At 48.3% G+C, this 21,645-nt stretch carries 17 protein-coding genes, 1 tRNA gene and 1 pseudogene; 9 read left to right on the top strand and 10 right to left on the bottom strand.

Annotated features, from left to right (window positions below):
* Window positions 1–140 precede the first annotated feature (140 nt).
* On the top strand, window positions 141–1,058 hold the full coding sequence (gene thrB / locus HMPREF2696_RS06040) for a homoserine kinase (RefSeq protein WP_070588105.1): 918 nt from the start codon (window positions 141–143) through the stop codon (window positions 1,056–1,058).
* 42 nt (window positions 1,059–1,100) lie between these two features.
* Here the strand turns inward: thrB and HMPREF2696_RS06045 are convergent, their stop codons facing one another.
* From HMPREF2696_RS06045 to HMPREF2696_RS06060, 4 genes are all read right to left on the bottom strand, one after another.
* Window positions 1,101–2,627, bottom strand: a complete 1,527-nt coding sequence (locus HMPREF2696_RS06045; RefSeq protein WP_004521043.1) for a DHA2 family efflux MFS transporter permease subunit — start codon at window positions 2,625–2,627, stop codon at window positions 1,101–1,103.
* A 101-nt stretch (window positions 2,628–2,728) separates the two neighbouring features.
* The gene (locus tag HMPREF2696_RS06050; protein ID WP_004521042.1) at window positions 2,729–3,919 is read right to left on the bottom strand and encodes an HlyD/EmrA/EmrK family protein; all 1,191 of its coding nucleotides are present in this window, start codon (window positions 3,917–3,919) and stop codon (window positions 2,729–2,731) included.
* 223 nt (window positions 3,920–4,142) lie between these two features.
* Window positions 4,143–5,549, bottom strand: coding sequence for an efflux transporter outer membrane subunit (locus HMPREF2696_RS06055; protein ID WP_004521041.1), 1,407 nt, complete (start codon window positions 5,547–5,549; stop codon window positions 4,143–4,145).
* A 49-nt stretch (window positions 5,550–5,598) separates the two neighbouring features.
* Window positions 5,599–6,093: a MarR family transcriptional regulator gene (locus HMPREF2696_RS06060; protein WP_004521040.1), complete on the bottom strand. Its 495-nt coding sequence runs from the start codon at window positions 6,091–6,093 to the stop codon at window positions 5,599–5,601.
* A 296-nt stretch (window positions 6,094–6,389) separates the two neighbouring features.
* On the opposite strand from HMPREF2696_RS06060, the gene HMPREF2696_RS06065 reads away from it, so the two are divergent.
* Entirely contained in the window at window positions 6,390–7,271 is an 882-nt protein-coding gene (locus tag HMPREF2696_RS06065) for a prephenate dehydrogenase (RefSeq protein WP_004521039.1), read from the top strand.
* Between the two features lie 112 nt (window positions 7,272–7,383).
* On the opposite strand, the gene hisD is transcribed toward HMPREF2696_RS06065, so the two are convergent.
* The 4 genes from hisD to HMPREF2696_RS06085 all read right to left on the bottom strand — a co-directional run bounded on the left by hisD (window position 7,384) and on the right by HMPREF2696_RS06085 (window position 10,918).
* Complete coding sequence (gene hisD / locus HMPREF2696_RS06070) at window positions 7,384–8,676, bottom strand: histidinol dehydrogenase (protein ID WP_039862559.1); 1,293 nt, start codon at window positions 8,674–8,676, stop codon at window positions 7,384–7,386.
* 71 nt (window positions 8,677–8,747) lie between these two features.
* The gene (nfsA, locus tag HMPREF2696_RS06075) at window positions 8,748–9,473 is read right to left on the bottom strand and encodes an oxygen-insensitive NADPH nitroreductase (RefSeq protein ID WP_004521037.1); all 726 of its coding nucleotides are present in this window, start codon (window positions 9,471–9,473) and stop codon (window positions 8,748–8,750) included.
* A gap of 48 nt (window positions 9,474–9,521) precedes the next feature.
* On the bottom strand, window positions 9,522–10,175 hold the full coding sequence (hisG, locus tag HMPREF2696_RS06080; protein WP_036473098.1) for an ATP phosphoribosyltransferase: 654 nt from the start codon (window positions 10,173–10,175) through the stop codon (window positions 9,522–9,524).
* A gap of 80 nt (window positions 10,176–10,255) precedes the next feature.
* Entirely contained in the window at window positions 10,256–10,918 is a 663-nt protein-coding gene (locus HMPREF2696_RS06085) for an SCO family protein (RefSeq protein WP_003680035.1), read from the bottom strand.
* A gap of 284 nt (window positions 10,919–11,202) precedes the next feature.
* Here HMPREF2696_RS06085 and HMPREF2696_RS06090 point away from each other — a divergent pair.
* The 7 genes and pseudogenes from HMPREF2696_RS06090 to HMPREF2696_RS06120 all read left to right on the top strand — a co-directional run bounded on the left by HMPREF2696_RS06090 (window position 11,203) and on the right by HMPREF2696_RS06120 (window position 18,113).
* Window positions 11,203–11,287: transfer RNA gene (locus HMPREF2696_RS06090), tRNA-Leu, on the top strand.
* A gap of 389 nt (window positions 11,288–11,676) precedes the next feature.
* Window positions 11,677–13,404, top strand: coding sequence for a biosynthetic-type acetolactate synthase large subunit (gene ilvB / locus HMPREF2696_RS06095; RefSeq protein WP_004521033.1), 1,728 nt, complete (start codon window positions 11,677–11,679; stop codon window positions 13,402–13,404).
* 10 nt (window positions 13,405–13,414) lie between these two features.
* The gene (ilvN, locus tag HMPREF2696_RS06100; RefSeq protein ID WP_003748480.1) at window positions 13,415–13,906 is read left to right on the top strand and encodes an acetolactate synthase small subunit; all 492 of its coding nucleotides are present in this window, start codon (window positions 13,415–13,417) and stop codon (window positions 13,904–13,906) included.
* Between the two features lie 66 nt (window positions 13,907–13,972).
* Window positions 13,973–14,266, top strand: coding sequence for a putative quinol monooxygenase (locus tag HMPREF2696_RS06105; protein ID WP_004521031.1), 294 nt, complete (start codon window positions 13,973–13,975; stop codon window positions 14,264–14,266).
* A 60-nt stretch (window positions 14,267–14,326) separates the two neighbouring features.
* Complete coding sequence (gene ilvC / locus HMPREF2696_RS06110; protein ID WP_004521030.1) at window positions 14,327–15,340, top strand: ketol-acid reductoisomerase; 1,014 nt, start codon at window positions 14,327–14,329, stop codon at window positions 15,338–15,340.
* Between the two features lie 388 nt (window positions 15,341–15,728).
* Window positions 15,729–16,856, top strand: coding sequence for a trimeric porin PorB (gene porB / locus HMPREF2696_RS06115; RefSeq protein ID WP_070588099.1), 1,128 nt, complete (start codon window positions 15,729–15,731; stop codon window positions 16,854–16,856).
* Window positions 16,857–17,138: 282 nt separating this feature from the next.
* Window positions 17,139–18,113: pseudogene (locus HMPREF2696_RS06120) on the top strand (IS5 family transposase).
* Window positions 18,114–18,264: 151 nt separating this feature from the next.
* Here HMPREF2696_RS06120 and pepN read toward each other — a convergent pair.
* Both pepN and HMPREF2696_RS06130 read right to left on the bottom strand, forming a co-directional pair.
* On the bottom strand, window positions 18,265–20,886 hold the full coding sequence (gene pepN / locus HMPREF2696_RS06125; protein WP_070588101.1) for an aminopeptidase N: 2,622 nt from the start codon (window positions 20,884–20,886) through the stop codon (window positions 18,265–18,267).
* A gap of 155 nt (window positions 20,887–21,041) precedes the next feature.
* Window positions 21,042–21,645 (bottom strand): YadA family autotransporter adhesin (locus HMPREF2696_RS06130; protein ID WP_210383760.1); only part of this gene is annotated, 604 nt, incomplete at its 5' end.

Below are 21,645 nucleotides of genomic sequence, written 5' to 3' on the forward strand. Positions count from 1 at the left end.
AAAAAATACAAACTAAAGGCCGTCTGAAATTTTGGTCTCAGACGGCCTTTTGAATTTGACCTTCGCTTTAATTTATATTGTTGCCGCTTGTTTTTTGGTATGATGTTTCTTTGATCCTTTATATCAGCTTCGAGTTTGCTATGTCTGTCTATACCAGTGTTTCCGACGCTCAAATGCGCGATTTCTTGCTGCAATATGATTTGGGAGATTTTGTCTCTTTGCAGGGGATTGCTCAAGGAATTACTAACAGTAATTATTTTCTGACTACCTCAACCGGTCGTTATGTGTTGACTGTTTTTGAGGTTTTAAAATCAGAGGAACTACCTTTCTTTTTAGAGCTAAACCAACACTTGAGCCAAAATGGCGTTGCCTGCGCCGCTCCGATTGCTCGTAAAGATGGCGGACTGCATTCTATGTTAGCCGGAAAACCTGCTTGCTTGGTAACTTGTTTGAATGGCTCCGATACCGGCTGGCCGACTGAGGCACAATGTTTCTACACTGGTGCGATGTTGGCCAAAATGCATTTAGCCGGCCAAGATTTTCCTTTAAAAATGAAAAATCCCCGTTATGATGGCTGGTGGCATGATGCCTGCACCCAGTTGCTCCCGGTTTTAGATAGCGAAGATGCCAAACTGCTTCAATCTGAAATTACTGCTTTAGATAAAAATCTAGGAGAGCACTTACCTTCCGGTATTATCCATGCCGATTTATTTAAGGATAATGTATTGCTTAACGGAGATGAAGTTTCCGGTTTTATCGATTTCTATTATGCGTGCAACGGTAATTTCATGTACGACCTGGCAATTGCGGTTAACGATTGGGCACGAACAGCTGATAACAAATTAGACCCTGTCCTTTATGATGCTTTTCTCCATGGCTATGAAAGTGTACGTCCATTATCTGATGAAGAACGTGCATATTTCCCTACTGCACAAAGAGCCGGATGTATTCGTTTCTGGGTATCGCGCCTGCTTGATTTCCATTTCCCTCAATCAGGAGAAATGACGTTTATTAAAGATCCAAATGCATTTAGGGATCTACTATTGAGTCTTAAATAATATATAGATAAAAGGCCGTCTGAAATTCAGACGGCCTTTTATCTAATGCCCTCCCCCGCCGGAACCGCTAAACGGAGGTCTTGCCAACCAAATAATGGGGATCATACTGATGAATATGATACTGCCTGCCAAGAAGATTTCATTTGAACCAATAATAAAGCCTTGTTGGGAAATAGTACTATTTATCGCAGCCAGGGCTTGCTCTTTGCTCAGGCCATTGGCCATCATGCCTTGAATAGATTGGTTACTGATTGAGGACAACAAGTTAACATGTTCGGTCAGTTGAGTATGGTGTAGAGCTTCGCGTCGTTCCCACATGGTGCTGACAACAGATACTCCGACACCACCCATAAAGACACGCAAGAAATTAGACAAGCTACTGGCCGAGGCAATTTGGTTGCCCTTCATATGCGACAAGGTAATACTGGTCAAAGGCAGGAAGAACATGGCTACGCCTAAACCCTGCCAAAACTGCGGCCAAACAACGTTGCTCATATCCATTCCGGCATAGAAATCGGTTCGCCAATGGAATGTGTAGGCAAACACCAAGAAGCTGGCACTGACAAACAGACGCATATCGACGCGATTACCAAACTTACCGATAATCGGCGATAAAATAATCGGCAGGAAGCCCACCGGTGCAGCAGCCAAACCTGCCCAAGTAGCGGTATAGCCAAGATTTGATTGCAACACTAAAGGCAACAGGGTCAATGTACCCATATAAACCATGAAGCCCAAGGATGTCGCAACAACACCTATCGTAAAGTTTCTATTTTTAAACAATGACAAATCGACAATCGGGTATTTCTCGCCCAGCTCCCAAACAATAAAATATGTCAGGAACACCAAAGCGGTAACGCCCAAAACGATAATCTCTCCTGAGGCAAACCAGTCCAATTCCTTGCCCCTATCAAGCATCATTTGCAATGCGCCGACACCGACAATCATCAACACCAGCCCGACATAATCGATTGGCGCCCTGACGATTTCGGTTTCCCTGTGTCTAAGCTGTTTCCAAGCAATGGAGGCGGATAAAATCCCGATTGGGATATTGATAAAGAAAATCCATCCCCAATGCCAGTTGTCCGAAATCCAACCGCCTAGAATCGGTCCCAATACAGGAGCAACAACGACGGTCATTGCCCATAAGGCCAGTGCCAATGTTCGTTTTTCAGGCGGATAAGAAGCCATCAACAGGCTTTGGGACAAGGGAATCAATGGCCCGGCAATGAAACCTTGCAATACACGGAAAAAAACCAAGGCTTGAAGATTATGTGCCATACCGCACAGCCATGACGTTACGACAAACCCGATCACAGCGGCGATAAAGATTTTGACCTCGCCAAACCGCTTGGCCAAAAAACCTGTCAAGGGAACGGAAATGGCATTGGCTACGGCAAATGAGGTAATCACCCAAGTCCCCTGCGTGGTAGCCGCACCTAAATCCCCTGCAATAACAGGCACAGCGACGTTGGCGATGGTGCTGTCCAAGACTTCCATAAATACGGCCAAGCTGAGCGCCAAAGTTGCCAACACCAGCTTAAACCCTTGTAACGGCGGATAATTCATATTTTTAAACTATAAGACAACCGCCAAAGCGGTCGATTGAAGAGAATCAATATTTCAGACGGCCTGAGCCTTCAATAAAAGACTCAGGCCGTCTGAAAAGATTATTTTGCGTATTGCTCGAAGATTTTATCGACTAAAGCATCGGCGGCTTTCCAATCCACACTTTCCGTTTCCGGCAAGGCAGTATTTTGTTCCGCTTCGGCAGTCATGGCTTTACCGCTGCCCTTCTCGGCAATATCGACTTTAACAGTCATCGACAAACCAACACGGAGCGGATTTTGTTGCAATTCTTTGGCATCCAAACTGATACGCACCGGCACACGTTGCACAACTTTAATCCAGTTGCCCGTTGCGTTTTGTGCCGGCAGTAATGAGAACGCGCTGCCCGTACCGGCTGACAAGCCCATTACCTTGCCATGGTAAACCACTTTGCTGCCGTACAAATCGGCTGTCATTTCAACAGGCTGGCCGATTTTCATTTTGCGCAGTTGCGATTCTTTAAAGTTGGCATCCACCCACAATTCAGACAGAGGCACAACAGCCATCATCGGCGTACCTTGTACGATACGTTGGCCGACTTGGACATTACGTTTGGCAATTTGGCCGCTAATCGGCGAACGGATTTGCGTACGTTGCAAATTCAGCCAAGCGTCTTTGATGTGGCTGATGGCCGTCTGAACTGCCGGTTGTTGGCGCAGAGGAATATTGCTGCCCAACGCTGCCTGAGCGGAAACTTCTTCCGCCTCAACCGCTTTCAATGCAGCCTGAGCCTGAACCACAGCGGCACGGGCATGGCTGAGTTCTTCTCCGGAAACCGCTTCCGTACCCGCCAAAGATTCGCGGCGGCGCAAATCGGCTTGCGCACGGGCCAAATCGGCTTTGCGCAACAACACTTGCGCTTTGGCTTTTGAATTGACCGCAGTTTGCTGTTTGTTTTGACGGATGGCCTGAATCAATTCATTTTGTGCGCGATCGTATGCCAGCTGAAAATCGCTATCGTCCAAAGCCACCAACACATCGCCTTTTTTCACGACATCCGTATCGTCATACATGACTTTGCGCACCGTGCCGTTCACCTGCGGCGTAATCATCACCAAATGACCGGCCACATAAGCATCTTCCGTTTCTTCTTCATGCTGCCAAAACAGGAAATACGCCAAAGCGACTCCTGCTGCCGCAATAAGGAATAGGAGTGTAACGATAACCAAATTGCGTTTGCGATGCGTTTTAGCGCCGGAAGCGACTACTTCCGGTTCTTTTTGGACATTATTTTTTTCCGATTGAGTATCCATAAGTCCTAACTTTAATTCTGCACATGTGATAACGATATTATTGTCTTGCTGGGTAGCTGACTTATACCATCAGCCCCAATACGAGCGTTTAACGCGCTAAAGGGTCATATTTTATAGTTACACTCTATTCATTACAATAATTTCTTCCGGTAGCAAATGTAAATAAGGTAAGCAAAAGGCCGTCTGAAATCACTTTCAGACGGCCTACGTTTTAATAAAACGTTTATTTCTTATTTAATTTAAAGCCTCCACCCAACTGGGCATTGAGGTTACTCCAAGCTGTCAGATATTCTGCATGGTATTGAACCGCCGACATTTTTGTACGCGCAGCTTCGTCTTGTTTTTGCAAAGCGGTCAAGCCGTTATCCAAACCTGCACGAACACGTCCTTTCGCATTTTGCACAGATTTATCGGCAATATTGACCATCTTATTCCAAGTATCTTGTCGGCTTTTCAGGCTTTGATAGTCGACTACAGCATCTGCCGCCGAACGCATGGCGTTCAAAACGGTTTGGTCATACACGGCAACCTGCTCGTTATATTGGGCGCGTTTGCCCGCCAATTTGGACTGCAGCGCGCCGGAAGTAAACAATGGCAGATTCAAAGCCGGAACAATGCCCAACATACCGGATGTCCGTCCGCGAATCAGATTGAACGCATCAATGTGCGTCATCCCTGCCAAAACTTTTAATTCGATATTCGGGTAAAACTCTGCTTCGGTCGATTTGACGATATGCCATTTCTCCTCAAGCAAGGCTTTTTGCGCCGCGATATCGGGGCGGGCCGCCAGCAAATCCGCCTCAATACGGCTAACCGGCGATGACGGCACAGCCGCCATTTTTTCCGGAATCTGTCCATTTAATACACCCGGTACACGGCCGGTCAATACAGCCAGACTGTTGCGGATTTTCTCATTTTTCTGAGTCCATGCCGATTTTTCAAGCTGTAATTGCTGTTGCGCCATTTCCAGAGCGTGCAAGGCATCGGCAGGAGCCAGCTGCGCTTTAACGCGTTGTTGCATCAGTTTCAATGCTTTATCCGCCAGCTCTATACGCGTATCCAACAAAGCCAATTGTTCTGTCGCCATCTGCCACGCAAAATATTGGGCGGCAACGGCGTGAGCCAACTCGGTGCGGATATGATGAGCTTCATACACCGCAGCCCTGCTTTTTCCTAAAACAGCTTGAATCTGCTCTCGGTTTTTACCCCAAAAGTCGAAAACCAAACTGCCTTGTAAGGCTGCGTGCGCCAAAACCAATGTATGGTCAGTATCGACCATACCGGCTTGAGGTTTGGGTGAAACATAGGTACCGATACCGGTTACACCCAAGCCGACTTGCGGTTTGTTTGCGGCTCCTACAACGCCCAGCTGCGCCTGAGCCTGCTCAAACCTTGCCTTGACGACACGCAGATTGGTAGACGTCTGAATGGCGGAAGCAATCAAATTGTTTAATTTTTTATCTTTCAGCTTCATCCACCAGCCGTCTTGGGCAGTAGCGGCAGATTGGCCTTGCGGCAGCGGATAGGCTGTTGTCTCATCCAAAGGCGACTGTTTGCCGAACGGCGCACACGCCGCCAACAACGAAACAGCGGCAACGCATACGCTTGATTTGACCAAACCTAATTTCATACAGACTCCGTTTATGTGTGCCTGCCGCAGACCATCAGGCCGTCTGTTGTCAATTGCCCAAACGGTTCAACAGTTTACCCAACAGGTGTTGCAGCGTATCATAATCCTCTTTCGTGAAATCTTCCCACGCCTGGCCGCTCTGACGGGCAATTTGCGGCCATACTTCGTGGATGAAGGTCTCACCCGAAGGGGTCAATTTTAGCACAATCTGACGGCGGTCTTTCTGATTGATATAACGCTCTACCCAGCCGCGCTCAACCATGTCGTCCGACAGGCGTGTTGCACTGGTGCGCGTCAAGTCCATCAAGTCGCTCAAGCGCGAAGGCAGGATTTCGCTGTTTGGGCTGACGTAAACCGCCATCAGGGAAAACCACAGGTTTTCATTGATGCCGAACGCTTTCAGGTTTTCGTTCAAATGGCTACTCAAACGTTCGGTTACAATGCGCAACATGCGGGATACTTGGTTTTGCTGCTCCGGAAACTGCGGCAGACGGGTAGAAAGCAAACGCATTGCGTTGACTAATTCGGTTTGTGAAAAACTCATAAATTCCTTCTTTCTGAGTGAATTATTTTATTCGATATCAATCAAAATAAAATATGATGTAATAATTTACTTTAAGATACCAATTACTTACTTTAAGACGTTATACTAATTCAGATGATTATTTTAGTGTATGAAAATCTGATAATCGGTTACATGCTCCTACTAAACGGAGTTTTCTATGCCTAAATCATGAAAATTCGACCATAAAAAAGGCCGTCTGAAACCTTGATGACAACTTTCAGACGGCCTCCATAACGGATTAAAATAAGCTTTTCCACTTAAACCGGATTCAAACCATGAACACTTCCGCCTTTTTTCCCCATATCACCCTTATCGGCGTCGGTTTAATCGGCGGTTCGTTCATGCTCGACCTCAAACGCTTGGGACTGGTGCAAACCGTTACCGGCATCGACACCAATGCCGACAACCTAAATTACGCACTCGAATGCGGCATCATCGACCATGCCTATCCGAATATTTGCGCCGAAAGCATCGGCAATGCCGATTTGGTTTTGATTGCCACACCAGTCTCCGTCCTGCCTGACGTATGCCGCGACATCAAGCCTTTCTTAAAAGAAACGGCCTGCGTTTCCGATGTCGGCAGCACCAAACAATCGGCACTAAATGCCTTCCGCACCCACTTGTCCGAGCGCCTGCCGCAATGTTTTGCCGCCCACCCGATTGCCGGTTCGGATCAAAGCGGCGCAAAATCCGCGCGTTGCGGTTTGTTTCAAAACAGCCGCCTGATTATTACCTTGCACGGCCACGAGGCTTCAGACGGCCTAAGACGGTTGAAAAGCCTGTGGCAGGCGGTTGGTTCGCAGATTTTCACCATGAGCGCCGAAGAACACGACAATATTTTTGCCGCTGTTTCCCACTTGCCGCACTTGACCGCCTTTGCCTATGTCCACGCTTTGTTCGACCATCCGCACGGCAAAGACTACCTCCCCTATGCCGCCACCGGCTTTCGCGACTTTACCCGCATTGCTTCCAGCCACCCTGCCGTTTGGACAGACATCTGCATGGCCAACCGCCCTGCCCTGCTCAAACTGACCGGCGACTTGAAAGAACAATTATCCAAATTGGAACAACTCCTTTCAGAAGGCAACAAAACCGAGCTTTACCGCTATTTTGAAGAAGCCGCACAAATGCGTAATGACTGGCTGAAAAACCGTTAACCCTGTTTTCAGACGGCCTGATGCCTTATCGACCAAACCTTCATCACAATAAAAAGGGCATCTGTTAAGATGCCCTTTTTTTGATTTCTTACGACTTTAACCAACGTTTCACTCAGTCTTTCAAACGGAACTCAGCCGCTCTGGCGTGCGCGGTCAAGCTTTCGCCATGCGCCAACACGCTGGCGGTTTTGCCCAACTTCTGCGCACCTTGTTCTGAAACCTGAATCAGACTGGAGCGTTTTTGGAAATCATATGTTCCCAAAGGAGAAGAGAAACGCGCCGTGCGGCTGGTCGGCAAAACGTGGTTGGGGCCTGCGCAATAGTCGCCAAGGCTTTCACTGGTATAGCGTCCCATGAAAATAGCGCCGGCATGGCGGATTTTTTTCGCCCACTCTTGCGGATTTTCGACCGACAATTCCAAGTGTTCGGGAGAAATATAGTTGGCGATTTCACAGGCTTCGTCCAAATCTTTAGCCAAAATCATTGCACCGCGGTTGCCCAATGAAGCTTCAATAATCGCACGGCGCGGCATGGTTTCGATCAAACGGTTCATGGCCGTCTGAACTTCGTCCAAATACGCTTGAGAAGTACCGATCAAAATCGCTTGTGCAATTTCATCGTGTTCTGCCTGACTGAACAAATCCATGGCCACCCAATCGGCAGGCGTCGTACCATCGGCAATCACCAAAATTTCAGACGGCCCTGCCACCATATCGATACCGACCACGCCGAACACGCGTCGTTTGGCCGCAGCGACAAAAGCATTGCCCGGGCCGGTAATCTTATCGACCTGAGGCACAGATTCCGTACCATAAGCCAAAGCCGCAACCGCCTGCGCGCCGCCGACCGTAAATACTTTGGTTACACCGGCCACAAAAGCAGCCGCCAACACGATATCGTTGCGCTCGCCTTTCGGAGTGGGAACGACCATGATGATTTCTTTCACGCCGGCAACGTGGGCAGGCATGGCGTTCATGATGACGGAACTCGGATAAGCGGCTTTACCGCCCGGAACATAAATACCGACACGGTCAAGCGGTGTAATCTGTTGACCCAAAAGCGTGCCGTCTTCGTCTTCGTAAGTCCACGACTCCATTTTTTGGTGTTTATGGTAGCTTTCCACCCGTCTCGCAGCCGTTTTCAAGGCCGTCTGAATGTTTTCGGGCAAACGCTCAAACGCAGACTGCAAATCGTCTTGCGTCAGGATTAAATCATCGATGATTTGAGCGGATGTGCCGTCAAAGCGGTTGGTATATTCAATCAGCGCCGCATTGCCGCGTTTTTGAACATCGGCGCAGATGTCGGCAACAATACGGTCAATTTCAGGGTTTTGCGCGGTTTCAAAAGCAAGCAGTGCTTTGAGTTCGGCTTGAAAATCAGGGGATTGGGTGTCGAGTTTCTTCATGGTTTGCTCTCTTCCTTGTTTCGTTCCTATTGTTTTCAGACGGCACCAGCCACACACAGGCCGTCTGAACATTATCTTTTCAAAAAGCCTTTTTTCTGCAAAAACGCCAACATATGCGGCCGCACAGGATTACCCAAGGTTTTGGCCAGCGATTCCTTCCAAGGTATAGGACTGCCCTTGCGCAACTCATAATAATCCGCCACTGCCTGATTATAAGCTTCAACCGCCTCGGCATTCAGGCTCGGACAGGCGTTTTCGGCATACACCATTTCCTTAGGCAGGCGCGGCTTGAGCGGTGGGTCTTGGTCAGGATAACCGAGGCACAGCCCCACCAAAGGCACGCAATAATCCGGCAGGTTCAATACGTCCGATACTTTTTGTGCATTATTACGCAGCGCACCGATATACACGCCACCCAGCCCAAGTGATTCGGCGGCAAGCAATACGTTTTGCGCCATAATGCCTGCATCGACCGCGCCAATCAGGGTTACTTCCGCCCAATCAATTTGCGCATCGGGAAACATTGCCTTGTGTTTGGAAAAATCGATGCAAAACAATAAAAATTCTGCACAATGGACAATATAAGGCGCACTTCCTGCCGCTTCATGTATTTCCTGCCTCAGCACAAGGTCGGAGACACGGATTATAGAAACGCATTGCAGATTGTTAGAAGTTGAGGCCTGTTGTCCGGCGCGAACCAGCGTATTGAGGATTTCATCGGCAATCGGTTCGAAAGTAAACCTGCGGATGGAACGATGGGAAAGAATCGTATCGAGTGTCGGTTTGCTTTGCATCATGACAGGGCTTTCAAACTGGGTTGGCAGACAACTTTTGCCAAAAACTTTTCAGACGGCCTTAGCGGCATTTTCAAATGCCTGAATAATCGGATTCAACAGCGCATATTTGGTTTTCAACGCCGCCTTGTTGACCACCAAGCGGCTGGAAATATCAGCCACATGTTCCACAGCTTCCAAACCATTGGCCTTCAATGTATTGCCGCTGGAAACCAAATCGACAATCGCGTCGCTCAGACCGACCAAAGGCGCAAGCTCCATCGAGCCGTACAGTTTGATGATATCCACATGCACACCCTTGTCGGCAAAGTGTTCGGCGGCAATGTCGGGATATTTGGTGGCAATCCGCAAGCGGCTGCCGGGTTTGGATGCAGCGGCGTAATCAAAACCTTTTTTAACCGCAACCATCATGCGGCATGAGGCAATGTGCAAATCCAAAGGTTGATACAGGCCATCTCCGCCATGCTCGATCAGCACGTCCTTACCGGCAATACCGAAATCCGCCGCACCATATTGCACATAAGTCGGCACGTCGGTCGCACGTACAATTACCAAACGGATATTGTCATGATTCGTACCAATAATCAGCTTGCGCGATTTTTCCGGCTCTTCCGCAGGCACAATACCTGCAGCAGCCAACAGCGGCAGGGTTTCCTCAAAAATTCGCCCCTTGGATAAAGCAATCGTTAAAAGTGTGTCGGTCATTTTTCTTTTCCTTTGCCGTATCAAAAGCAAGAAGGCCGTCTGAAATCCACAACCCATTTCAGACGGCCCCAACTACGGTTTTACAATAAAGTTTTCACATCAGCTGCAATCGTTTCCGGCTCGCTGCCGTAAGGCGAGAAAATCGCCACTTCGCCGTTTTTATCAATCAAATATGCACCTGAAGAGTGGTCAACCAAATAGTTTTCGCTGTCTTCTTTTTGGTTGACTTTAGCCGATACCACACGGTATTGCTGTTTGATGACAGGCAGGCTTTGATCGCCGGTAGCCGTCAGGCCGATAAAATCAGGGTTGAACTGTTTTGCGTATTTGCCGATTACTTCAGGCGTATCGCGCTCAGGGTCGATGCTGACAAATACCACTTTCACGTCTTTAGCCTGATCGCCTAATTGTTTCAAAGTATCGCTGTAAGTCAGCAACTCGGTTGGGCATACGTCAGGACAGTGGGTATAACCGAAAGACAGGATGACCACTTTGCCTTTCAAATCGCTCAGGCTGAAAGGTTTGCCGTCGCCATCGGTCAATGTAAAGTCGCCGCCAATGTCTTCTTTGCGCATATCGGTACCACGCGCTTGCACTTTGGGTGCTGACTCACCGGAAGCAGCAGGCGCAGCAGAAGCGGCAGGTGTCGAAGAAGCCTCCTTGGCCTCCTCTTTAGGCTGACAAGCAGCCAGAGCAGCCAATGCAAAAGCACTGAGTAAGAAAGTTCGTGTGACGGAAAGCATAAATTTTCTCCAAAACCGTTTCAAATAAGTGAGGCCAAACAACCGCCCGGCCGATATAAAAACAAAACATCTTCATATTAACGCGTTTAACACATTAAATGTAGCCCTTTTTGCAGATAAATACTGCTTTTTTTGTTTTAAAAATCTGCCTCCCATTTAGATAACCATCAAACACAAAAAGTTTAATTCATTAAAAATCAAACAAATATAAAAATAATCCGATTTTTTTTCAATTACTGCTTTACAAGATTCGAGAACTCGCTATAATGACGACTTCTTCGCTAGCCCAGGTGGCGAAATTGGTAGACGCAGGGGACTCAAAATCCCCCGCCGCAAGGTGTGTCGGTTCGAGTCCGACCCTGGGCACCAAATTTAAAAAACCTCTTGATTCAGTCAAGAGGTTTTTTGCTATTTTTCATTTGCAAAAACCTTCTCCTTACTCAAACTGTCAACAATCCATCCACATCAAGATCAATAAAACAGTTTTTTTATTTCTTTAAAATCAACCTTCAATCTATTTTCCCGTTTCAAATGTTAAAAGATGAAAGATTTTATCTTGATTGAACAGTCGGTTTGCGTTATCTTTTCTACTCTTTTTCACAAACTCTGTGTTCCTTTCCAATTGTTTGGACAGTCTGACTGTCGCCGTATTCCCTCAATGCGCGTACCCTAAATCGCTGCTTGATGGAATTGCATTACAGGTGCTGTGGTGAGGCGGATTGTTCCTATTGGTTAGAAACCGCATAAAAGAGGTCAATATGCAATTATCAGGCGCACAAATCGTCGTGCAAAGTCTCAAAGCCGAAGGTGTTGAATACGTATTCGGCTATCCCGGTGGTGCGGTTATCGAAATCTACGATGCCATTTTCCAACTCAACAAATTCAAGCACATTCTGACCCGCCATGAGCAGGCAGCCGTACATGCGGCAGATGCCTATGCCCGCGTCAGCGGCAAAGTCGGCGTGGCCTTGGTAACTTCCGGCCCGGGCGTAACCAACGCATTGACCGGCATTGCTACCGCGTACAGCGATTCCATCCCCCTGGTCATCATCAGCGGCCAAGTGGGCAATTCCCTCATCGGTACAGATGCGTTCCAAGAAGTGGATACGGTCGGCATTACCCGCCCTTGTGTCAAACACAACTTCCTGGTTACCAATATTGGCGAGCTGGCTGATACGATTAAAAAAGCCTTCCAAATTGCCGCCAGCGGCCGTCCGGGCCCCGTTGTCGTCGATATTCCTAAAGATGTTACTCAAGCGATGGCCAAATTCAGCTATCCACAAGAAGACATCTTTATCCGCTCCTACCAACCGGTTGTACAAGGTCACATCGGCCAAATTAAAAAAGCCGTACAAATGCTGGCTTCTGCCAAACGCCCCATCGTTTACTTCGGCGGCGGCGTGGTATTGGGCAATGCCTCCGAGGAAATGACCCAATTTATCCGCATGACCGGCGTACCCTGTACCGGCACATTAATGGGTTTGGGTGCTTACCCTTCCAGCGACCGCCAATTCTTGGGCATGTTGGGCATGCACGGTACCTACGAGGCCAATTTGGCGATGCAAAATGCAGACGTCGTTTTGGCAATCGGCGCGCGCTTTGACGACCGCGTTGTTTCCGTACCGTCAAAATTCTTGGACAAACCCAAAAAAATCATCCATATCGACATCGACCCGTCCAGCATTGCCAAACGCGTTAAAGTGGACATTCCGATTGTCGGCGATGTCAAAAACGTATTGACCGAAATAATTCATCTGTGGGGCAAACAAGAAACTGCGCCTTCAGCCGACTCATTGGACAAATGGTGGAAAACCATCGAAGAATGGCGTTCGCACAACTGCCTGTGGTTTGAAAACGACAGCGAAATCATTAAACCGCAATACGTTGTTCAAAAACTGGCAGAAATTACCAAAAACTCAGCCATTATTACTTCCGACGTTGGCCAACACCAAATGTTTGCCGCTCAATATTATCCATTCGAGCGTCCCCGCCAATGGCTCAATTCCGGCGGTCTGGGTACGATGGGTGTAGGCCTGCCTTACGCCCTCGGTGCCAAACTGGCGGCTCCGGAACAAGACGTCTTCTGTATCACAGGCGAGGGCTCTATTCAAATGAATATCCAAGAGCTGTCCACCTGCTTCCAATATAATGTCCCCATCAATGTCGTTACATTAAACAATGGCTATTTGGGTATGGTTCGCCAATGGCAGGAGCTGTATTATGGCAACCGCGAATCGGAAACCTATTTCGATTCATTGCCCGACTTTGTCAAACTGGCCGAATCCTACGGCCATATCGGCATCCGTGTGGACAAGAAATCCGACGTCGAAGGCGCCTTGTTGGAAGCATTAAACCAAAAAGACCGTTTGGTATTCCTCGACTTTTTGACAGACAAGAAACAAAACGTACTGCCTATGGTCGGCAACGGCAAAGGTTTGGATGAAATGGTTCTGCCGCCGCATATGCGCGATATTGCAAAAGCGTAAGGAGAAAGAAATGCGACATATCTTATCTATTCTGATGGAAAACGAATCAGGTGCGATGAGCCGTGTGGTAGGTTTGTTCTCCGCACGCGATTACAACATCGACTCCCTGGCCGTAGCCCCAACCGAAGACAAAACCTTGTCCCGTATGACCATTGTTACCCACGGCGATGAGCACGTCATCGAGCAAATCACCAAACAACTCAACAAACTGATTGAAGTTGTCAAAGTGGTTGACTTGAACGAAAGCCGTTTTGTCGAACGCGAACTGATGTTGGTAAAAGTCCGCGCCGTCGGCAAAGACCGCGATGAATTCCTGCGATTGACCGAAATCTACCGCGGCAGCGTTATTGATGTAACAGACCGCAGCTATACCATCGAAATCACAGGCTCTACCGAAAAACTCGACTCTTTCCTCGAAACAGTCGGCCGTGCTCAAATTTTGGAAACCGTCCGCACAGGCGCAGCCGGCATCGGTCGTGGCGAGCGTATTTTGAAAATTTGACGCTGTATCGTTCAGACGGCCTTTTACTTTCTATAAAGGCCGTCTGAAAAACAGTAGGAGACAAACATGTCAAGCATCCAAATCGTTGCATTAGTTACCGTCAAACCCGAATACACCGAGGCTCTGGCTGCCCAGTTTAAAGAATTGGTTAAAGCCAGCCGTGCAGAAGAAGGCAACATCAGCTACGACCTGCACCAAGAAATCGGCAAACCCAACCGTTTCGTATTCGTAGAAAGCTGGAAATCCCAAGCAGCTATTGACGAACACAATGCCAGCGAACATTTCCAAAACTTCGTCAAATCCATCGAAGGAAAAACCGAAACACTGGAAATCGTCTTGATGAACCAAGTCCCCGCTTAACCCCTATTACTTTTAACTCAACCCGGATTATCCGGAACCCTCTTACACTAAGGAAATAAAATGCAAGTTTATTACGATAAAGACGCTGACCTCTCTCTGATCAAAGGCAAAACCGTTGCCATCATCGGTTACGGTTCACAAGGTCACGCACACGCAGCAAACCTGAAAGATTCCGGCGTAAATGTCGTAATCGGTCTGCGCCAAGGCGGCTCTTGGAAAAAAGCCGAAGCAGCCGGCCACGACGTGCGCACTGTTGCTGAAGCAACCAAAGCAGCCGACGTTGTAATGATTCTGTTGCCTGACGAAAACCAACCTATCGTATACAAAAACGAAATCGAGCCTAACTTGAAAGAAGGCGCAGTATTGGCGTTCGCTCACGGCTTCAACGTACACTACAACCAAATCGTACCCCGCGCCGACCTCGACGTTATCATGGTTGCCCCTAAAGGCCCAGGCCACACCGTACGCAGCGAATTCCTGAAAGGCGGCGGCGTACCTTCCCTGATCGCCGTTTACCAAGATAAAAGCGGCAAAGCACGTGACATCGCCCTGTCTTACGCCGCAGCCAACGGCGGTACCAAAGGCGGCGTGATTGAAACCAACTTCCGCGAAGAAACCGAAACCGACCTCTTCGGCGAACAAGCCGTATTGTGCGGCGGCGTGGTTGAATTGATCAAAACCGGCTTCGAAACCCTGACTGAAGCAGGCTACGCCCCAGAAATGGCCTACTTCGAATGCCTGCACGAAATGAAGCTCATTGTTGACCTGATTTACGAAGGCGGCATCGCCAACATGAACTACTCCATTTCCAACAATGCAGAGTACGGCGAATACGTAACCGGCGTCGAAGTCATCAACGACAAATCCCGCGAAGCCATGCGCAATGCCCTCAAACGCATCCAAACCGGCGAATACGCTAAAATGTTCATCCAAGAAGGTGCCGTCAACTATGCCAGCATGACAGCACGTCGCCGTCTGACCGCTGATCACCAAATTGAAAAAGTCGGCGCTCAACTGCGTTCTATGATGCCTTGGATTGCCAAAAACAAACTGGTTGACCAAGACAAAAACTAATCTGTCTTTCGATCAAATAAAACCTGCCCGAGCAATCAGGCAGGTTTTTTATATATTTGCAAACCCAGTACACGATAAATTCCAATTACCAAGGCCGTCTGAAAACACGATAAACAATATTCACAACCTAATTTTATACCCCATATTTTATAGCTATCCCGAAATTCCCTTTTAGAAAAACACATTACCAAAATAAAAGACCGCCTTATGCTTCCACCCTGTCTGTAAAAAACAACGTTTCCCTGCAAAAATCACTCAAAACAAGAGGAAAATTTGTTTTCCTAGGCCATAACCTTTATATTATGGTCATGGAATCGTTGAAAGAGAACGATATCGTAATAAGAAGAACGAATGCTCGCTTCTTCACACTTAAAAAAGGAAAACAGCAATGAAAAAATCTCTGATTGCCTTGACTCTGGCGGCTCTGCCTGTTGCAGCTATGGCTGACGTAACTTTGTACGGTCAAATTAAAGCCGGTGTTGAAGTATCCAAAGTAAAATTGGGTGAACAAACTGCTGCTAAACTGGGTCACGAGAAAAGCTCTAAAACTGCTACTGAAATCGCTGACTTCGGCTCACGTATCGGCTTTAAAGGCCACGAACACTTGGGTAACAACCTGAATGCCATCTGGCAAGTTGAACAAAACACTTCTATCGCCGGTGGCGACAAAGAGTGGGCTTCTCGCGAATCTTTCATCGGTTTGGAAGGTGGCTTCGGTAAAGTTCGTGCTGGTAAACTGGACTCTACTGTTAAAAATACTAGTGACAATGTTGACCAATGGGAAAGCAGCAACGGCGCTTTGAATATGTCTGTATTTACTCGTGTTGACGAACGTGCAGTTTCTGTACGTTACGACAGCCCTGTATTCTCAGGTTTCAGCGCAAGCGTACAATATACTCCTCGTGACAATGCTAACCCTTCTGACAAATACACTCACAACGACGCTACCCGTGACACTTACTACGCTGGCCTGAACTACGAAAACTCTGGCTTCCTCGGTCAATACGCCGGTGGTTTCCGTAAAAACGCCGTTTCTGAAAAAGACGGTCACGTACACCGCTTGGTAGGTGGTTACGATGCTAACAACCTGTTCGTATCTGTAGCTGGTCAATACGCTAAAAACTGGGAAACTTTGGGTGATTACGCTCAAGCCCAATCTAACGGTGTTGTAACTTCTGCTATGCGTGCTGCCGGTACTAACGCTTCTAACGTAGTATTCGGTACTGCTGCTGGCTTGGACAGCCGTCCTGCTGAAACTATCGAAGTTGCTGCTACTGCCGCTTACCGCGCTGGTAACGTAACTCCTCGCGTTTCTTACGCTCACGGCTTCAAAGCTAAAGTTGACGGCGAAAAACTGAAAGGCACTCAATACGACCAAGTTATCGTTGGTGCTGACTACGACTTCTCTAAACGCACTACTGCTTTGGTTTCTGCCGGCTGGTTGCGTGGTGCTGAGTCTGGTCCTCACAAAGTTGAAACCATCTCTGGTTTGGTTGGCCTGCGTCACAAATTCTAATCTTCGGATTAGTATGAAAAAGAGCCTGTTTTATGCAGGCTCTTTTTTTATTCTATTCTCTACCCTCAACGAAAATTAATTTAAGCATTGACATATGAAAAAGGCCGTCTGAAACCAATCGGTTTCAGACGGCCTTTAAGCTATCTATCCTTATTGCTAGATTACAATAAGGTCAACAGACAGGCTGAGACCTTTGCAAAATTCCCCAAAATCCCCTAAATTTCCACCAAGACATTTAGGGGATTTCTCATGAGTACTTTCTTCCAGTAAACTGCCCAAGCCATGATTGCCAAACACATCGACCGTTTCCCACTATTGAAGTTGGATCAAGTGATTGATTGGCAGCCGATCGAACAGTACCTGAATCGTCAAAGAACCCGTTACCTCCGAGACCACCGCGGCCGTCCCGCCTATCCACTGCTATCCATGTTTAAAGCCATCCTGCTCGGACAATGGCACAGCCTCTCCGATCCCGAACTCGAACACAGCCTCATCACCCGCATCGATTTCAACCTGTTTTGCCGCTTTGACGAACTAAGCATCCCCGATTACAGCACCTTATGCCGCTACCGCAACTGGCTGGCGCAAGACGACACCCCGTCCGAACTGTTGGAACTGATTAACCGACAATTGACCAAAAAAGGCCTAAAAGTAGAGAAAGCATCCGCCGCCGTCGTTGATGCCACCATTATTCAGACCGCCGGCAGCAAACAGCGCCAGGCCATAGAAGTCGATGAAGAAGGACAAGTCAGCGGTCAAACCACACCGAGTAAAGATAAAGATGCCCGCTGAACAAAGAAAAACGGCCTCTACAAACTCGGTTACAAACAACATACCCGTACCGATGCGGAAGGCTATATCGAGAAACTGCACATTACCCCCGCCAATGCCCATGAGTGCAAACACCTGTCGCCTTTGTTGGAAGAACTGCCCAAAGATATGACCGTCTATGCCGACAAAGGCTATGACAGTGAGGAAAACCGGCAACATCTGGAAGAACATCGGTTGCTGGACGGCATTATGCGCAAAGCCCACCGCAAACATCCGCTGTCAGAAGCGCAAACCAAACGCAACCGATATTTGTCGAAGACCCGTTATGTGGTCGAACAAAGTTTCGGTACGCTGCACCGTAAATTCCGCTATGCGCGGGCAGCCTATTTCGGTCTGCTCAAAGTGAGTGCACAAAGCCATCTGAAGGCGATGTGTTTGAACCTATTGAAAGCCGCCAACAGGCTAAGTGCGCCTGTTGCTGCCTAAAAGGCGGCCCGGATGCCTGATTATCGGGTGTCCGGGGAGGATTAAGGGGGTATTTGAGTAGAATCAGTGGATATGTGAAACAAAAACAGCCGAAAACCTTTATTTAGGTTTCGGCTGTTGGGGAAAAGGAATTTTGCAAAGGTCTCAGGCTTTATTTTTCATTCAAAATCTTACCGACAATCTCGCCCACATCCTTGGACAAACCTTCTTGTGCATGGATTCGTTGCAATTCTTTGGTCATGACGGCTTTGCGGTTGGCTTCCAATTTGTTGCAGATGTTGAAAGCCTGCACCAGTCGAGCAGCAACTTGCGGATTAAAACGGTCGATTTCCATCACTTTATCGGCTATAAAGCGGTAGCCGCTGCCGTCTTCTGCATGGAAGTGCGGAATATTGCGGCTGAAGCTGATCAACAAAGAACGGGCTTTATTCGGGTTTTCGATGCTGAACTTAGGATGTTTCAAGGCCGTCTGAACTTGCTGTAAAGTATCTTTACGGCGGCTTGAAGCAATCAGGGCAAAGTATTTGTCCATTACCAAAGCATCATCGGCGAATTTATCGGCAAATTTCGTCAACAAACGATCGCGGATTTCGCTTTCATTGCTGTTGATTGCGGATAAGATACCCCACTCGTGGGTCATGTTTTGCGCCATTGCTTCGTAATTCTCCGCAACGTGTTCGATATGCGCTGCATCAGCACGAAGGATAAATGCCCTGCAAGCATTGCGCAAGGTACGCCAACCTGCCAATTCCGGGCTGTATTCATAACGAATGGCGGCATCAGCCTGATTTTCTTGCTCGGCAGCCTGACGGTTCAGTTCGCGCCATTGAGGCAGGAACTTGACGGCAACGGCATTGAGCAAGGCTTCGCGCGCTTGATGAACTTGAATCGGGTCAATATTTTCTTCTTCCGCCCATACATCGGTTTCAGACGGCATTTGCAGCAAAATGGCGCGGAATGCCGGGTCGAAATCACCGGAGACCACCAAAGCCAAAGCATCCATCAATGCTTTGTGTTCAGGCAAAGGACGGCCTTCTGCCAATGCCTGACGGTTGGCGTTAATGGCGCGATGATACAAGGTTTGAGCAGCTTCCCAGCGAGCAAACTCATTTTCATCTGCCGCCAGTAAAGTGGCCAATTCTTGCTCGCTGTACGGATAGTTCAAGGTAATCGGCGCAGAGAAATCACGCAGCAGAGACGGGATAACCGGCTCATTGACGCCGCCCAATACAAAAGTCTGCTCGGCTTCAGTCAATACCAAAACCGCCTCTTTCACCCGTTTACCTTGATATTCAAACTCAACCGCTTCGCCTTTTTCATTCAGCAAACCGGTTTTGACCGGAATCATCATCGGCTGTTTGTCCGCCATATCGGGCGTAGCCGGAATAGTTTGTTTGATCGTCAATTCAAACGCTCCATCTTTCAGACGGCCTTGAGCATCTAAAACCGGCGTACCGGCTTGGCTGTACCACAAGGCAAACTGATCAAGATTGATACCGTTTGCGTCTGCCATTGCGGCACGGAAATCATCACAAGTCACAGCCTGACCGTCGTGGCGTTGGAAATACAACTTCATGCCTTTTTGGAAGCCCTCTTCTCCGAGCAAGGTGTGATACATGCGCACTACTTCCGCACCTTTTTCATAGACGGTCATGGTGTAGAAGTTGTTCATCTCTTCATAGCTGGCCGGGCGGACAGGATGCGCAGTCGGGCCTGCATCTTCTGGGAATTGGAACAAGCGCAGCATACGGACATTGTCGATACGGCGTACCACACGGCTGGCCCGGTCGCCGGAAAACTCTTGATCGCGGAAAACGGTCAAACCTTCTTTCAGCGACAATTGGAACCAATCGCGGCAGGTCACGCGGTTGCCCGTCCAGTTGTGGAAATATTCGTGGCCGACAACAGATTCGATGCCTTCAAAGTCGGTATCGGTCGCGGTACGGCTGTTGGCCAGCACAAACTTGGTGTTGAAAATATTCAAACCTTTGTTTTCCATTGCGCCCATATTGAAATCGCCCACGGCAACGACCATGAAAATATCCAAGTCGTATTCCAAGCCAAAACGTATCTCGTCCCATTTCATCGCATTTTTCAACGATTCCACGGCAAAACCGACTTTAGGTTTGTCTGTCTCAGTGGTGTAGAACTCGATTTTGACCTTACGGCCGCTCATGGTTGTAAAATAATCTTCCGTTACCGCCAAATCGCCTGCCACCAAAGCAAAGAGATAGCTCGGTTTGGCAAACGGGTCTTCCCATTTCACCCAGTGACGGCCGTCTGAAAACTCGCCGCCATCAATTTTATTGCCGTTAGACAGCAACACCGGATAGCGTTTTTTGTCTGCAACGATGGTGGTGGTAAATTTAGACATGACATCCGGACGGTCGATGTAGAAAGTAATTTTGCGGAAACCTTCCGGTTCGCATTGGGTAAACAGATTGCCACCGGAAGCATACAGACCCATCAGCGATTTGTTCTCAGCCGGCAAAATTTCGGTTTCTACTTCCAGCGTGAAGTTTTCAGACGGCACGCCGGCAATCGTCAGTTTTTCGTCTTCCAACACATAATCTACGACCCGACCGTTTACTTTCACAGACAGCAGTTTTGCCGAACCATCCAATACCAATGGCTCCCCTGCTCTTTCAGGTTGAACGGTCAGACTAGATTTGACGATGGTTTGCGGTTCTAAAATATCGAAATGCAGGTCGGTTTTCAGAATACGGTACGCTGGCGCGGCGTAGTCTTTCAAATAATGGATGGTTTTGCTCATTTGTTCTCTTTCAGAGTCATGCGGTAAATAGATGAAGCATATCGTTTCAGATAGCCTAAATTCAAGTGTTTTCAGAAAAAAAGGCCGTCTGAAACCTAAAATTTCAGACGGCCTCCCTATTCAGGCAGCAAATCTAGTTGCCTGTCATTGCCAACTTACCACTGATACAGCGCACCGGCACCGACACCGACATGACCGTCGGTATTGGCCGAGAAGTTGCCTTTGACAATCCAGTTGCCGCCGTCGCTCATCGCAGACACGCCGATGGCCATGGCAGACTGACCACCGTAGTAGCCGCTGCCGACACCGATACCGGTCGCACCCGGACGGGTTACTTGCGGAATCGAGCCTTGGGCAATCGCACCGGCCACACCCGCGTAGGCTTTCTTACCTACTTGGTTGATGTTGTTTTGCAATTCGTTGCCCAAGCCAATCAACTGGTTCACGTTTGCCGCGTCTGTACCGTCTTTACCCGGAGCCACGTTGGTAATGCGTTGGCCGCCGTTGTTCAGACCGACAGGAGACAATTTGACTTGGTTGTTCGGATTGCTTTCAGTCGGTGCAGCGATGGTTACGCCATCGTTGTTGACCACGGTATTGCCTGCGGTCAGACCGTCTTTGTTCAATGCAACTTTATCGCCAACTTTCACGCCGTCATTGTTCATCACAGTATCGCCTGCTTTGAAGGTATCGGCATTCACTGTCTTCACGCTAATCTCGTCAGCCAACTTCAGTTGAGCGCCACCGGCTACGGTTTCG

It is taken from the genome of Neisseria sp. HMSC058F07 (assembly GCF_001810035.1).
Classification (GTDB): Bacteria; Pseudomonadota; Gammaproteobacteria; order Burkholderiales; family Neisseriaceae; genus Neisseria; species Neisseria perflava.

Bases quoted from the DNA above. Each gene is read 5' to 3' on its own strand.
- pepN (WP_070588101.1), bottom strand. From the start codon at position 20,886: ATGAGCAAAACCATCCATTATTTGAAAGACTACGCCGCGCCAGCGTAC.
- ilvN (WP_003748480.1), top strand. From the start codon at position 13,415: ATGCGACATATCTTATCTATTCTGATGGAAAACGAATCAGGTGCGATG.
- nfsA (WP_004521037.1), bottom strand. From the start codon at position 9,473: ATGATGCAAAGCAAACCGACACTCGATACGATTCTTTCCCATCGTTCC.
- HMPREF2696_RS06105 (WP_004521031.1), top strand. From the start codon at position 13,973: ATGTCAAGCATCCAAATCGTTGCATTAGTTACCGTCAAACCCGAATAC.
- ilvB (WP_004521033.1), top strand. From the start codon at position 11,677: ATGCAATTATCAGGCGCACAAATCGTCGTGCAAAGTCTCAAAGCCGAA.
- HMPREF2696_RS06045 (WP_004521043.1), bottom strand. From the start codon at position 2,627: ATGAATTATCCGCCGTTACAAGGGTTTAAGCTGGTGTTGGCAACTTTG.
- ilvC (WP_004521030.1), top strand. From the start codon at position 14,327: ATGCAAGTTTATTACGATAAAGACGCTGACCTCTCTCTGATCAAAGGC.
- hisG (WP_036473098.1), bottom strand. From the start codon at position 10,175: ATGACCGACACACTTTTAACGATTGCTTTATCCAAGGGGCGAATTTTT.
- HMPREF2696_RS06085 (WP_003680035.1), bottom strand. From the start codon at position 10,918: ATGCTTTCCGTCACACGAACTTTCTTACTCAGTGCTTTTGCATTGGCT.
- HMPREF2696_RS06055 (WP_004521041.1), bottom strand. From the start codon at position 5,549: ATGAAATTAGGTTTGGTCAAATCAAGCGTATGCGTTGCCGCTGTTTCG.
- thrB (WP_070588105.1), top strand. From the start codon at position 141: ATGTCTGTCTATACCAGTGTTTCCGACGCTCAAATGCGCGATTTCTTG.
- hisD (WP_039862559.1), bottom strand. From the start codon at position 8,676: ATGAAGAAACTCGACACCCAATCCCCTGATTTTCAAGCCGAACTCAAA.
- porB (WP_070588099.1), top strand. From the start codon at position 15,729: ATGAAAAAATCTCTGATTGCCTTGACTCTGGCGGCTCTGCCTGTTGCA.
- HMPREF2696_RS06060 (WP_004521040.1), bottom strand. From the start codon at position 6,093: ATGAGTTTTTCACAAACCGAATTAGTCAACGCAATGCGTTTGCTTTCT.
- HMPREF2696_RS06065 (WP_004521039.1), top strand. From the start codon at position 6,390: ATGAACACTTCCGCCTTTTTTCCCCATATCACCCTTATCGGCGTCGGT.
- HMPREF2696_RS06050 (WP_004521042.1), bottom strand. From the start codon at position 3,919: ATGGATACTCAATCGGAAAAAAATAATGTCCAAAAAGAACCGGAAGTA.